The organism is Tannerella sp. (assembly GCF_052170195.1).
GTDB lineage: Bacteria > Bacteroidota > Bacteroidia > Bacteroidales > Tannerellaceae > Tannerella.
Genome location: NZ_JBQNAZ010000034.1, coordinates 12,194 through 27,033, shown reverse-complemented (window position 1 = coordinate 27,033; position 14,840 = coordinate 12,194). Strand labels below are relative to the sequence as shown.

Here is a 14,840-nt window from a genome sequence, read left to right as displayed (position 1 = left end):
TTCCTTTATCTTAAGGAAGCATTCCTTCATCTTAAGGAAACGATCCTTTATCTTAAGGAAGCATTCCTTTATCTTAAGGAAGCATTCCTTCATCTTAAGGAAACGATCCTTTATCTTAAGGAAGCATTCCTTCATCTTAAGGAAGCAATCCTTTATCTTAAGGGAGTGTAAAAACAAAATGTTCTTACACACCGTCCTCAAGAATACGTTTTAAAACGGCTCCGGAATTTTATCGATGCGCCGCTGATGGCGTCCGCCGTCGAATGAGGTCGAGAAAAAGATATCGACCATGGCTTTGGCTTCGTCGGGAGTGATGAAGCGTGCCGGCAACACCAGAATATTGGCATCGTTGTGCGCGCGCGTGAGCCGTGCCATCTCTTCGTTCCAGCTAATGGCAGCGCGAATCCCCTGATGCTTGTTCAACGCCATGGCAATTCCGTTTCCCGTACCGCAGAGCGCTATTCCACGGTCTACCTGCGCTGCTTCGACCGCTCTGGCCAGTAAATGCGCAAAATCGGGATAGTCGCAACTCTCCTCCGAATGAGTTCCGAAGTCTTCGCACGTATATCCTTTAGCTTTCATGTAATCCAACAACGTGTTTTTAAGGGAAAATCCCGCATGGTCGCTTGCAAATCCGATTGTTTTTGTCTCCATCTTACGACTTTACTTGTTCAGCATCTTTTTCACCAACCGACACACGTTCTCACCCGTATAGCCCAGTTTCTTGTCGAGCACTTTGTAAGGCGCCGAGTAACCGAATTCGGGCAGCCCGTGAATAACTCCGCTATCGCCAACCAATCCCTGTAATGCAACAGGCAATCCCGAAGTAAGACCGAATCGTCGAACTCCTTTGGGTAACACACTCTCTTGGTAATCGGCCTTCTGATCGCGAAACAGTCCTTCGGACGGCACCGACACAACCCGCGTCTTAACCCCCGCTTTCGCCAGTTTAGCCGCCCCTTCGACAAGGGTAGCTACTTCCGATCCGCTGGCCAGCATCACCACGTCGGGTTCGCCTTGGCAGTCACTGACAATATATCCGCCTTTCACAATCCGGCGCGCTTCTTTACGGCGATCACCACTTGCGGCTGGCAGGTTGACGATATCTTGACGAGAGAGCACGAGCGCTGTCGGACGACTCTCTTCGATAGCGATTTTCCACGCGTAGATTGTTTCTTCCGCATCGGCCGGACGCAGAACAACCATGGAGCGTTTGCCCTTGTGATTATGCAGATGCTCCAATAGGCGCAGTTGAGCTTCGTGCTCAACCGGCTGATGGGTAGGTCCGTCTTCGCCGACACGGAACGAGTCGTGCGTCCAGACATAAATGACATGCAGTTGCATCAGTGCAGCCAACCGGATAGCGGGCTTCATATAGTCGGAAAAGACAAAGAACGTGCCGCAAACGGGAATGATGCCGCCATGCAGCGCCATACCGTTCATGATGCAAGCCATGGTCAATTCACTGACTCCCATTTGCAGAAATTGTCCGGAGAAATCACCTTTCCGAAAAGCATGCGTATGCTTCAGAAAACCGTCGGTTTTGTCCGAATTACTCAGGTCGGCCGATGAAACAACCATATTTTCAACCTGCTGTGCATAGAGCCCCAGCATCGCAGATGATGCGGCGCGCGTCGCAATATGTTCCTTCATCTTGATCGATGAATAGTTGATCTTCGGGAGCTTTCCGCTAAGGAAAATATCTAATTTAGCCGATAAATCCGGTTGGTTTTTGCGGAATTTTTCTTCATCCTTCCGCTGCGCCAAAAACCATGTCCGGAGCTCTTTCCTGCGATTGGCATAGATCTTTTGCGCTTCGGGAAAGATCGCAAACGGCTCCTTGGGGTCACCGCCAAGATTTCTGATTGTCGCATCGATATCGGCGCCGGCAGCCGAGAGCGGCTGACCGTGAGTCGATACTTTGTCTTCATAGCTTGCTCCTTTAGCATCGACAGCTCCTTTACCCATCACCGTCTGTCCGATAATCAGCGTCGGACGTTCTTTTTCCGCATTCGCCGCTTGCAGGGCTTTGCGGATTTCTTCGACCGAACTGCCGTCGATAGAGAGGACATTCCAATTCCATGCACGATACTTGGCGGCAATATCCTCCGAAGTCACCTCTTCAACTTTTGTCGAGAGCTGGATATTGTTTGCGTCATAATACATAATAAAATGATGCAGTCCGAGATGCCCGGCTACTCGCCCTACACCCTGAGATACTTCTTCCTGAATCCCTCCATCGGAGATATACACGTAGGTTTTGTGCGCCATCCACTCACCGAAGCGCGCCGTCATAAAACGTTCGGCAATAGCTGCACCAAGCGCCATCGCATGTCCTTGACCGAGCGGGCCGGAGGTATTCTCTATCCCATGAAGCACATCTACTTCGGGATGGCCGGGAGTCTGACTGCCCCACTGGCGAAAATTCTCCAGCTCTGTGGCAGGCATCAGTCCCGCCAACGCCAAAACTCCATACAGCATGGGAGACATATGTCCGGGATCGAGAAAAAATCGGTCACGATAGGGGTAATCCGGCTGATCCGGATTATAATTGAGAAACTCGGCGAAGAGTACGTTTACGAAATCGGCTCCGCCCATTGCACCTCCGGGATGTCCAGACTTTGCTTTTTCTACCATCGATGCGGCAAGAATACGGATGTTGTCTGCCGCACGGTTCATGTTTTTAATTTCGTTCATTATCCTTTGGTCGATTAGTTATGAAGAACTGCATGGCAAAGGTAGATGATTTTTATTAGAAATACTAATCGGCATGTCCTTCTCCTTTCCACAGTGGACAAATTTCTCGGCTTCATGTCTGGCGCCCAACACCTTTCCATCTCAAAGAGTATCCGTATAGCGTTCTCTTTAACAACAAATCGTTTTCTTCTCCGGAGAGGTCCGGAAACAATATGAGGGTGTGTCAAAACGCAATGTTTGAGCACACCCTCTTTAGGTGTGTAAAAAAAGATGAAAAGCAAGGCGTATCGCTGCTTATGCGAACTTCACGCTACGCATATCTCCGCTTTTCGCGAACTCTTTGTGGAACGCAAAGCAACAGTCAAGATTCTGCGGCGTATGTCCTTTTATGCCCATGTTGAGGTATTCGTTCAGCAGTGGGCGATAGTCGGGATGTACGCAGTTGTCGATAATTTCGTGTGCGCGTTGTATCGGCGACTTGCCGCGCAAGTCGGCCACTCCGTATTCGGAAATAATAATCTTTACAGAGTGTTCGCTATGATCAAGGTGCGATACCATCGGAACAAAAGCACTGATTTTTCCGTCTTTTGCCGTCGAAGGCGTAGTAAAGATCGAAAGGTATGCCGAGCGCGTGAAGTCTCCCGAACCGCCGATCCCGTTCATCATCTTCGTGCCCAATACGTGAGTGGAGTTAATGTTTCCGAAGATATCGGCTTCGAGTGCGGTATTGATCGTGATCAGTCCCATACGGCGCACGAGCTCAGGATTGTTTGAAATCTCTTCGGGACGGAGCAGAAGTTTATCCTTGAAGAAGTCAAGGCGCGAATAAATTTCTTTCATAGCCTCCTTGCTGACGCTCAATGAACAGCCGCTTGCGAACTTAACACGTCCTTCCTCCATCAACTTGATTACGGCATCCTGAATCACCTCCGTATAAATATTAAACGCGGGGATTTCCTTATTCTCCCCCATGCATCCGAGTACAGCATTCGCTACATTGCCGACACCACTCTGCAAAGGCAGAAACGATGCAGGGATACGTCCGGCTTTCATTTCGTTTACTAAGAAGTTCGACACGTTACGTCCGATGGATAATGTCACGTCATCGAGTGGAGCAAAGGTGCTTCCGTCCGGCTCGTTATTCGTCTCAACAACCCCGATAATCTTTTTCGGATCAACCTTGACATAAGGCTTGCCGATGCGGTCGGACGGTTGATAAATCGGAATCTCGCGGCGTATCGGCGGGTCAGCCGGCTCGTAGATGTCATGCATTCCACGGATTTCTTTCGGATGAAACCGGTTTAATTCAATCAATATCTTATCGGCCATACGGCAGATGGTCGGGACAATACCAACGCCTTCGGTCGGGATAATTTCACCATCTTCCGTCACTTCGGCAGCCTCTACAACAGCCACGTCCACCTTGCCTAAAAATCCGTAACGCAACGACTGTGCCAACTCGGAAAGATGCATATCGAAATAGTGCGCACCGCCGGCATTAAGCAAGGCACGCATATCCTTATTCGACTGGTAAGGGGTACGGAATTTAACGGCCTGGGCACGCGCCAATGCTCCGTCAAGGTGGTCGCCGGTCGATGCACCGGTAAACATGCCGATTTGGAAAGGATTTCCTTTACGATGCTCTTCTTCTGCTCTTTTTGCAATGGCTTCCGGAATAACTTTCGGACAGCCTGCAGGCGTAAATCCGCTGAATCCGACGTTATCGTCGTTGTTTACATACGAGGCAGCCTCTTCGGCCGTGATGAATTTAAATGACATGATATTCTTCTATTATTTATTGGGTTAATGTTCTTATGGGGGCAAAGATAACAATAATATCAAACCGAGGCAATGATTTGGAGGATTTCTTCCACCCTATGCGCCACATGCTGTGCGCCACATGCATTCAACTCGCTAAGAGGACGGAATCCCCATGTCACGCCCACAGACGTCACACCAGCGTTTGTTGCAGTCTGCATATCCACACCCGAATCACCCACATAGAGCGTCTCGGTTACCGGCCGGCCGGTAATTTTCAGAATATCGTGCACGATAGTCGGATCGGGCTTAACCGGCACCCCTTGACGTTGACCGAAGACTGCTGCAAAATGAATTTCCGGGAAATAGGCACGCACAAGCTTTTCCGTTGCCCGCTGGTACTTATTCGACGCTACCGACAGCATAACGCCTTGCTCCTGTAGAACATCAAGCAGGTAAGAAATACCTTCGTACGGACGCGTGTAGTCGGCATTGTGCTCATCGTAATAAGGAAGAAAAACTTCACGGACACGCAGAACGTTATCCTGCGTTCGCTCATTTTCGGGCAATGCACGTTCAAACAGCTTATTAATCCCATTCCCAACAAAATACTTATAGGCTTCAACAGGATGTGTCGGAAAACCTGTCTGTTCAAGCGCATGATTCGTACTGTGTGCAAGGTCTGCAATCGTGTTTAGTAAAGTGCCGTCAAGGTCAAATATAACCGATTGAATGTGTCTCATAAATATTCTCGTTGATTTTTTGTCGGCCAAAGGTACGTGATATTTTTTAACTGTCGCCTCTTCCGTTATTTTGGGGCCGCTTGACTACACTTAAATAAACTTATATACAGCCAATCAGATACAGTTTATAATCTAAAAACGGACGATAATCCGGAAATCAAGACGTCTTTTAATCATAAAAAAAAGAGCTGCTTCGTTTTGAAACAACTCTTTAAAAAAGTCGGGATGAGACGACTCGAACGTCCGACCTCCACGTCCCGAACGTGGCGCGCTAGCCAACTGTGCTACATCCCGTTTTTTTCGGCTGCAAAGGTACAAATATTTCCCAACCTGCAAAATTTTTTTCTCTTTTCCGATAATCAAAAATTCAAGTTTCGTATAAATCCTGTCTTAACAAGCCGAAATAAATAACCGCTCCCGGCGATTACATCACGCTTTTCCGAACAGTATCCTATGTATTCCTTTTCATCTTGCGAAGCCGTTTTATCATAGCGAGATCTTTCGTTTTTGGAAGAAGAAAAGGTAAACCAACATTGGCAACCGATGTATTCATGAATCTTTTTTTTGTAAATTTGCCCGACAAATGAAAACGCAGTCAACATTCAAAGCATATCATGATGAGCTTTCCGGATAAGCAGGATGCTGCTTTTTCTCAGCTATACACTAAATATGTAAGTAACCTGCATGCTTATGGTACGAGTCTTGGATTCGCATCCGATGTGTGTATGGATGCCATTCAGGACGTTTTTTGTAAGCTGTATCTCCGAAAAGATGAACTACGGCATATCTATAACATTGGATTTTACCTGTTTCGTAGCCTGCGCAATCGCCTGATTGACCTGCAAAAACAGCAATACACAACCGAAAACATTGACGACGAATCCCTTGCATTTTCGGTCGAAGTTTCTGTAGCTGACCTATTGGAAGACGAAGAAGAACGACTACTACTGAAAGAAAAAGTTGAACGGCTGTTAAGCATACTCACCAATCGTCAGCGAGAAGCTGTTTACTTGCGCCATATGGAAGAACTCGATTACAACCAGATTGCCGAAATCATGGGAATGAATGCCGCATCTGTCCGCAAACTCGTTTATCGCGCTTTAGAAGTCATACGTAAACATACGACTGAAATCTCCAAACGACAAAAAACGAATTAACATTCAGCGAAATAAGTCCCTCATCAGAAGTTATTCGGAAGCGCTTGTTACAACAAAATAATATTTTTCACCGCTTTTTGTCTACAAATAGTTATTATTGTCGTCTTATTTGTAACATTCAGTTAGTCACATGAGCGAAAAACAACATTTTTCATCCATCGCCGACTTTTTAAACGACGATATGTTTATTGTTTGGCGACTTTTCCGTACTGACGAGACCGAACAATATTGGCGGGAATTCGTACGTGAGCATCCGCAAGCCAAGCCTTTACTGCTCGAGGCTTGCCGACGCTTTGAAGCTGTACGGTTAAACGAAAAACGTCGGCTATGTCCTGAAGCCCGGGAAGCGATGTATCGACAGCTACTCACTCGCCTGCCTGTTCATAAGCCGGTTCGCCGCCGACCAACCGTATGGAAGATAGCTGCGGCATCCGTCATATTCGCCGTCGTTTCTACAATGTGTATGGTATGGTTTACGCGCAGCCGGCAACAACCCATAGCCCTCAACGATAAGATTGTCGGGCGTACCTTGCCTTCGGAACAAGTACAATTGATTGCGGGAGACCAGACGATCGAATTGCCATCTTCCTCTGAGATAACCCTCTCGGAGGAAGGAAAAGCCTCTGTTTTAGACCATACGAGTGTCGATGCCCAAGCCCTTCAACTGGCAGACGATAAACCGAACAAGCTACTCGTTCCTTACGGGAAACGCTCGTTTATCACGCTCGCTGACGGTTCACGTATATGGTTGAACTCCGGTACGGAGTTGACGTTCCCTTCGGTGTTTTCCGGTACAAGTCGTGAGGTATACCTTCAAGGTGAGATTTATATTGAGGTCACTCCGTCTGATCGTGCTTTTCTGGTGCATACCCCGAAAGCGGTAGTACATGTGAAAGGCACACGATTTAATGTGTCGGCCTATGCCGACGAGCCAACCGAAGTGGTGGTACTGGTATCGGGAAGCGTGCAGGTCGAAGTGCAAAATCAGCTGCCACTTACACTTGCTCCGGATGAAATGGCAGCAATTTCGTCCGAAGGAGTGATCAAAAAGAACGTAGATGTTTCGGAATATACCAGCTGGCACGATGGCGTGATGAAATTTAATCGTACCCCCCTGAACGAGGTGCTGAAGAAAATCGGACGTTATTACAACGTTTCTTTTGAAAACAGTTCCGACATTGCCTTGAATGAGAAAACTGTTTCCGGTAAACTACTCTTGTCGAATAATCTGGATAACGTCATGACGTCGATATCTGTGTTATCGTCCACCGAATATAAGCGGGAGGAAAACAATATCTCCATCCGCAAAAAACAATTGAATCCTATGAAAGAAAAAGAATTACATTAAAAAGATATTACCTGTTTCAGGAAGCTCTTCCCAAGAATACATGAATAATGATGACATAAATATGCATCCAGAACAAAGAATATAAGAAACATATCTGTGAGAAAAATAAAGAACGTGATTTATATTGCTCGCAAACAGCGCAGTAAGATAACGTTGAAAATTTCGTGTGTTGGAATAAATCCGCAAACAATTTCCGTAAATGGCCAAACGGTCTTCAATATTGTGATGAAAGATGATATGTCAGTTTTAAATGAACTCGTTGTGACAGACCATCAAACCTTGTCGATTTCTCTGTCCGGTGGTACACAAACGAACCGTTACATAACTACGCTGAATTATCTTGAAAAATATGGGAACCAGAAGTTTCAAGAGAATAAACGGATAGGCTTTAGGTTGAAAGGCGATATTAATTTCTTTAAATGGCTTTCGTCCGATATCAGGGTAGCCGGGAGCTTCTATCGTAAATCGGGAGACATTGGCGTACAAAATTATGCGGATTTCATGCCTGCATACCCCGGCTATTATCTGTTAGAAGACGAAGCGGCGAAACATCTGCCTGAATCCGAAATACATCCTTCTTATTCCTCCGACCGTATTGCGTTCAATTCGAATATAACACTGAACAAACGATAATTAAACTATTTATAAATTATGAAACAGAGAACGATTTTACCATTTGCAGCATTATGTTGCTGCTTGATTGCCTGCCAGACCAACAAGAAGCAGGACGAGACACCTTCTACCGTCCATCTTAAAGGACAGTTCATTAATGTCGGCAAAGACGTCGTACGAATGGGATATAACGGAGCGGCATCCCTTTTAGGCGACAGCCGAGACATCATGCTTCAGATTGACTCCGAAGGTAATGTCGACACGACACTGGTACTGACCGAACCGTCTTATTTCAATGTCGGACGGAATATGTTGTATCTTACGCCGGGGGATGACTTGACGTTTAAAATCACCGACAAAAGCGCAGAGGCAGAATTCCATGGAAAAGGAGCGGAAGCGAACATTTACCTGAAAGGCCATTTGTACCCTGAGAGCGGATCGTTTTTACAAGCCGGCGAGAATGTCAGAGAGGATCTTGCTTCTACGATGAAATTAGTCGATAGTTTGGCTGAGGTACGTATGCGCGAATTGGAAGCTTTGACGAATGTGTCGGATGAATTCAAAAAGTTGGAAGCGGCACGTATTAAAGGGGATGTGGTAAACAGTTGGGTCAACTATGCGAATTACTCCGATCTGTTTGCCGAAGCAAAAAACAGAGATGAAATGTTGGCTAAGTGGAATGATTTCACGACATCTATCGCTTCGCAAATCAGTCCGAAGATACAGGAACTGCTGGGTGAGGACTTGCTTGATGTAGCCGTTGTTCGCGATGTGCTATCTAATCAGACAGACTCGACGCTCAATGAGAAATGGTTTAAGGGATTTACCTTGCCTGTCCGTACGCAGGAGCTTTTTGCCAGTTTCAAAATCATTAATGAGCTACGCATGGGAGAAGTCTCCGGTGAAGCCATCGAAGAAGCTCGCAATTTCCTGCAGACGATCAAGAATAAGGATTTCGCAACAGAGATCGATACTAAGATATCTCAGAACATGAAGCTGTTACCCGGTCAGCCCGCTATTGATCTTGAGATGACCGATGTGGATGGCAATGCGAGAAAATTGTCCGACTTTAAGGGCAAGCTGATTTACGTTGATCTTTGGGCTACATGGTGCGGCCCCTGTCTTCAGGAGGCTCCTTTCTTCGAAAAAGTAAGCAAAAAATATGCAGGAAAGGATATCGTATTTATCCCTGTCTCTGCGGATCAATCCCGTGAGCCATGGCTGGCCTTCCTGAAGGAGCACAAAAAAGAATTGGAACAATTTCACTGCACCGATGTGGCGATGAAAGACGGTTGGTCGTTATATGGTATTCCGCGCTTTATCCTTATTGATAAAGATTTCAATATTATCAATGCTTTTGCTCCCCGCCCTTCGGACGAGGCAACAATCGCATTAATAGACAGCTGGCTCACAAAATAATTAGCCAACAGATACCCTCGTTCCGTTTCGCGGCAGATTGCTTTTCGATTTGGGCGAAGCGGGAAAAGAGGGACTCCTGCAGATCATGCGACAGCTATTGGTAGGATATCCGCTCGTAACGAAACATTCGTTGGGGCTGATCTCAGGAGGCAAAAAAATCAAGTAAACATTTATTTAAAGCACAAACAACATATGAAAGAAAATTATACTCCGGTCAGTTGGGCATGTAAGGTATTCAACCGAACATTACGAGTTTATAAACTGACGTTTTTAGTATGCCTGTTTGGCTTGTATACTCTGCCGGTAGACGCCAAACATTCGCAACAAAAAGAAATTTCCGTTCATCTGCAAGATGTAACAATTCATCAGGCCTTTTCGGAGATCGAAAAGTCAAGTGACTATGTTTTTCTTGTGGCTGACAATGCCTCGTCCGAACTGAATCGGCGAGTTAACCTGAACCGCAACAAGGAAACTATTCATCAGATATTAGATGCTTTATTTCACAATACCGATCTGGGATACCATGTCATCGATCGGCAAATATCTATCTATCGCAAAGAGCATCGAACGACGACAGTGAAGCAGCAAGCGCCGAAAGGGATTACCGTGAAAGGTCGTGTGACCGACAAACAGAACGAGCCGCTACCCGGCGTATCTATCCTGATCAAAGGTTCTACACAGGGTGTCGCCACCGATATGGACGGACACTTTATCTTGTCCGATTTAGCTCCTAATGCGATACTTGAAGTATCGTATGTAGGTATGAAACCATTTTCTATTGCCGTTAATGGGCGTACAGACATTGCGATCGTGATGGAAGACGATGAGGCCATGTTGGGAGAAGTGGTTGTTACCGGTTACCAGACCTTATCGAAAGAAAGGGCTACCGGTTCGTTTACTCAGGTAAAACAAGACAAGCTGGATCTGCTTCAACTCGGCGCCACTTCTGTCAGACAAGGGCTGGCCGGTGCTATTCCGGGCGTCTTTGTCGGTAAATCGACAATCAATATACGAGGTGTCAGTTCGATTTACGCTAATAAAACGCCGCTCTTCGTGGTTGACGGAGTACTTGTTAACGATATTGAAACCATTAATCCCAAAGATATCGAGACCATCACGGTACTAAAAGATGCTTCGGCCGCTTCCATTTGGGGTATACGGGCGTCGAACGGTGTTGTCGTGATTACGACTAAATTAGGGAAATTGGATGACGGAAAAACGTACTTCGATATCAGCTCTAATATCGTGATCGACGAGAAACCCGATTTCGGTTACTTGCAACGTCCTACGACTTCGGAGTATATCGATTTTGAAACTGAAACTATTGCACGGGGAAGAGGATGGTTTAACCCTGCAACGGCCGAACATAATGGCTATTCGATGGTAGAGGAACTTTACTACAAAAAGCATAAAGGTCAAATAACCGATGCACAATTGAACGAGGGTCTGGAACGACTGAGGCTGAATGATTACTTATCGGAGCAGGACCTGTTCTTCCGCAACAGTATACAGAAACAAGTGAATCTGTCTATTGCAGGTGGAACGAGCAAGTATAAATATTACACTTCGGTAGGATATACGGGTAGTCAAGAAATGGCAAGAGGCAACAGCGGCAATGCGATCATCATCAACATGAAGAGCCGACTGACCCTGCTGAAAGGACTGGAGTTGGAAATGGGTGTCAACACAGCATTCCGGAAAAACACAAACAATGGCGTTGATTTGACTGCTTTCCACGGACAGCCCTACGAGTTGAATGTGGATAAAAACGGTAATTATCTCTCTCGTTATACGAACATTGCCGAGCATCTCAAACAAGAATACTACAACAAAGGTTTTCTGGATTGGACCTATAATTTGAAACAAGAAATTGATAACAATGATATCACGTCGAACAACGCCTCCGTCAGGTTCAATACAGGACTTGAATATACCCTTATCAAGGGATTAAAAATTAGCACGAAGTTCTTGTATGAAGCCGGAAGCGGTCGCTCACGTAATTATCGGAACTTGAATAATTATTACCTAAAGAATTTGATCAACAGTTGGACGGTATATGATGCGACTAAGATGGAATACAAGTATATGTTTCCGAAAGGACCGCTCCTGGATCTGTCGAAAAGCTGGTCAAGTTCATGGACACAACGCAACCTCTTGACGTTCGATCGTGTCATCGACGAGCGACATAGCCTCAATGCGATTGCCGGTACTGAAATACGCGAGGATTTTACGATTTATAATAAAGAACGGTATTATAACTATAATGATCGGGCATTGTCGGTAAATAACTTCGATGCCTATTCGCTTTCGCAGTATACGGCCAATTACCGGGGCGATTACGATTCTTACAGCTGGGATCCGGAATTCTCGGAAGTGAGGAATCGTTTCTTTTCTGTTTTTCTCAATGCATCGTATTCGTATCAAGGGAAATATACCGTTTCAGGAAGTGTACGTGTCGATCAGTCTGATTTGTTCGGAACCGACCCGAAATATCGTTACGATCCGACATGGAGCACAGGATTTAGCTGGCGCTTATCGGAAGAGGCTTATATGAAAGATATTTCGTGGTTGAATCATCTTTTATTGCGCTTAACATACGGAATCAATGGTAATATCAGCAAATCGAGTCCTTATTCGTTGGCGAGATATGGCAAAAACTCCAATACGCAGGAAGATATGCTGACCATCAGTACACCCGAGAACCAACAGCTCCGAAAAGAGAAAACGGCTGTGACGAATTTCGGAGTCGATTTCATGTTGTTGAATAACCGGCTGTCCGGTTCAATCGATTTCTACAACAAATACAGCTCTGATTTGTTGGGCAATCACCGATTGGACCCTACGACCGGGTTTAATTCGGCACGGATTAATACAGCCGAAGTCTCCAATCGAGGAATCGATATGCGCATCAACGGAACGATTCTGCGCGGAACTTTCGGGTGGGACTTGACGTTTAACTTCGGATATAATGTGAACCGTGTCGAGAAGGTACAGAGTCCGAGGGAAATCGCCGAATACTATGTATCTGGCGGAAGCCCGATCGAAGGCAAACCGTTAAGTTATTTGTACAGTTATAGATGGGCAGGGCTCTCAGAGAAAGGGGAACCGCAGATATACAACGCCCAAGGAGAAATTGTGGGTTGGAAGACGAAGATGAACGATGTGGAAGCATTGAAGTATGTCGGCACGCTTACACCTCCGGTGTACGGTGGAATCATTTCCACGTTTACCTATCGTAATTTTGCCCTGACACCGGTCTTTTCCTACCAATTGGGACACGTAATGCGTTTGCCCAGACCGGAGATGGTATCATATGGGTTAAATACCGATATTGCGAAACGCTGGAAAAATCCGGGCGATGAGAAGATCACGAACATCCCGAGAATTTACTCGTCGAGCTCTATGGATCCCAAATGGCGGAATTACTACCTCTATAACGATACGTGGGATGAAGATGCTTCGTTCATCAAACTCAATACGCTGACTCTATCGTATGACTTTGCCGGATTGATCGGACGTAAACTTTTCACTCGTGCACAACTCGTTATGCAAGCAAGTAATCTGTGGATGTGGACAGCCAATAACAAAGATATCGATCCGGAGTATTATGACCTTGCAGAGGGGCAATTCCCTTATCTGCCACCTGTCAGAACTTATACGATCGGAGTGAATCTGAATTTCTAACCATGTGAATTATTCAAAAAAACAGACAAAATGAAAAAAATAATATGTTATGCGATCATCGCATTTTTCGCGTTATCTGCCTGCGATGATTTTTTAGATATAAAACCCAAGGGAGTCGTCGTTCCTTCTACACTTGGCGACTTTGAATATTTGCTTTCGGAACCGTATGTTTTCTCCAGAACTTCGAACATGTCGGCCTATATGACCGACGAAATCACGTTGCCTGACGAGAATCGGGGAGATGTGCGATTGGTCGGGATATCGGCTATTCGGGCTTACGACTTCGAACCTCTCTTTTTCGAGTTGGATGAAACCGATTCGGACTGGGAAAATGCGTATAAAACGATTTATACCTGTAATACGATTTTGTCAGGTATTGATAAAGCAGAAAATAGCCCCGGTATAGACCGAAATCGTATTCGGGGAGAAGCACTTGCACATCGCGCGTTTACGTATCTGCAGTTGGTGAACGCATACGCTAAACATTATCACCCTGCAACAGCGGATACGGATATGGGGGTACCGATGCCCATCAAACCGGATATCAACGCCTTGTTACCGCGTTCGTCGGTCAAAGAAGTATATGGTTTAATCGAAAGTGATTTATTGGAAGCGGCCGAGCTCCTTCCCGATAAAGGGAAATATAATTATAAACCGACGAAGAGTGCGGCCTATGGCATATTGGCACGTGTGTACCTGTATAAAGCCGACTATCCGAACGCACGCACGTATGCGCAGAAAGCGCTCGACGCAAACAGCTATCTGTACGATTACAACCATGATACGGCATGGATAGATCCGAAGGCTAAACATCGGGGGCTTAAAAACTTCCCTAATGTGGCAAACGATATCAAGGATATTATCCTCTACAAGTATCAGAATAAAGCCGGTGCGTATGCTTTTACTTTCTTCATGTCGCCTGAATTGGAAGCGTTGTATGTACCGGGAGACTTACGGTTTACGCTCGGAACGACTCAAGAGGACTGGTACGGAGCATCGCTGAAAGGTACGGGAATCCTATCGTCTAACGTCTTTGTAGGGAATTATGAATATGGAGGTATACAGACGAATGAGATGTATCTGATACGCGCTGAGGCGAATGTACGAGAAGGAAAAATAACGGATGCCTTGAGCGACTTGAATGCAATTCGGGTAAAGCGTTTTACGCCGGAAACGTACACAGATCTGAAAGCATCAAGCAAGGAAGAGGCCCTGCAGCTTGTATTACGTGAGCGACGACTTGAATTGGCGTTCACGGGACTTCGGCTGGCTGATATCAAACGCTTGAATCAGGAAGGACATAACATCGTTATCAAGCACGGTAAAGTGACCTTGACTGCGGACGACAACCGCCTCGTCATGCCTATTGCCAATAAAGTGCTTGCAAGGAATCCCAATATCAAACAGAATCCTCGTTAACAT

Annotated in this window: 10 protein-coding genes and 1 tRNA gene; 6 read left to right on the top strand and 5 right to left on the bottom strand. The window is 45.9% G+C overall.

Annotated features, from left to right (window positions below):
• Positions 1 to 210 precede the first annotated feature (210 nt).
• From rpiB to ACTTKA_RS09380, 5 genes are all read right to left on the bottom strand, one after another.
• Positions 211 to 654 (bottom strand): ribose 5-phosphate isomerase B, encoded by a 444-nt coding sequence (gene rpiB / locus ACTTKA_RS09400; RefSeq protein ID WP_442724825.1) that lies wholly within the window; start codon positions 652 to 654, stop codon positions 211 to 213.
• Between the two features lie 9 nt (positions 655 to 663).
• A complete protein-coding gene (locus ACTTKA_RS09395) occupies positions 664 to 2,697 on the bottom strand; it encodes a transketolase family protein (protein WP_442724824.1) in 2,034 nt (677 codons plus the stop codon).
• 294 nt (positions 2,698 to 2,991) lie between these two features.
• Entirely contained in the window at positions 2,992 to 4,476 is a 1,485-nt protein-coding gene (locus tag ACTTKA_RS09390) for an acetyl-CoA hydrolase/transferase family protein (protein WP_442724823.1), read from the bottom strand.
• Positions 4,477 to 4,535: 59 nt separating this feature from the next.
• On the bottom strand, positions 4,536 to 5,198 hold the full coding sequence (locus ACTTKA_RS09385; RefSeq protein WP_442724822.1) for an HAD family hydrolase: 663 nt from the start codon (positions 5,196 to 5,198) through the stop codon (positions 4,536 to 4,538).
• A 220-nt stretch (positions 5,199 to 5,418) separates the two neighbouring features.
• Positions 5,419 to 5,492 (bottom strand) — tRNA-Pro (locus ACTTKA_RS09380).
• 320 nt (positions 5,493 to 5,812) lie between these two features.
• Between ACTTKA_RS09380 and ACTTKA_RS09375 the strand changes: the two genes are divergently transcribed.
• The 6 genes from ACTTKA_RS09375 to ACTTKA_RS09350 all read left to right on the top strand — a co-directional run bounded on the left by ACTTKA_RS09375 (position 5,813) and on the right by ACTTKA_RS09350 (position 14,837).
• Entirely contained in the window at positions 5,813 to 6,355 is a 543-nt protein-coding gene (locus tag ACTTKA_RS09375) for an RNA polymerase sigma factor (RefSeq protein WP_442724821.1), read from the top strand.
• A gap of 130 nt (positions 6,356 to 6,485) precedes the next feature.
• Positions 6,486 to 7,703, top strand: coding sequence for a FecR family protein (locus ACTTKA_RS09370; RefSeq protein ID WP_442724820.1), 1,218 nt, complete (start codon positions 6,486 to 6,488; stop codon positions 7,701 to 7,703).
• 237 nt (positions 7,704 to 7,940) lie between these two features.
• Positions 7,941 to 8,336, top strand: coding sequence for a hypothetical protein (locus tag ACTTKA_RS09365; RefSeq protein ID WP_442724819.1), 396 nt, complete (start codon positions 7,941 to 7,943; stop codon positions 8,334 to 8,336).
• 18 nt (positions 8,337 to 8,354) lie between these two features.
• Positions 8,355 to 9,734: a TlpA family protein disulfide reductase gene (locus ACTTKA_RS09360; protein ID WP_442724818.1), complete on the top strand. Its 1,380-nt coding sequence runs from the start codon at positions 8,355 to 8,357 to the stop codon at positions 9,732 to 9,734.
• Between the two features lie 192 nt (positions 9,735 to 9,926).
• Positions 9,927 to 13,418: a SusC/RagA family TonB-linked outer membrane protein gene (locus ACTTKA_RS09355; RefSeq protein WP_442724817.1), complete on the top strand. Its 3,492-nt coding sequence runs from the start codon at positions 9,927 to 9,929 to the stop codon at positions 13,416 to 13,418.
• A 30-nt stretch (positions 13,419 to 13,448) separates the two neighbouring features.
• A complete protein-coding gene (locus ACTTKA_RS09350; protein WP_442724816.1) occupies positions 13,449 to 14,837 on the top strand; it encodes a RagB/SusD family nutrient uptake outer membrane protein in 1,389 nt (462 codons plus the stop codon).
• Positions 14,838 to 14,840: the final 3 nt, after the last annotated feature.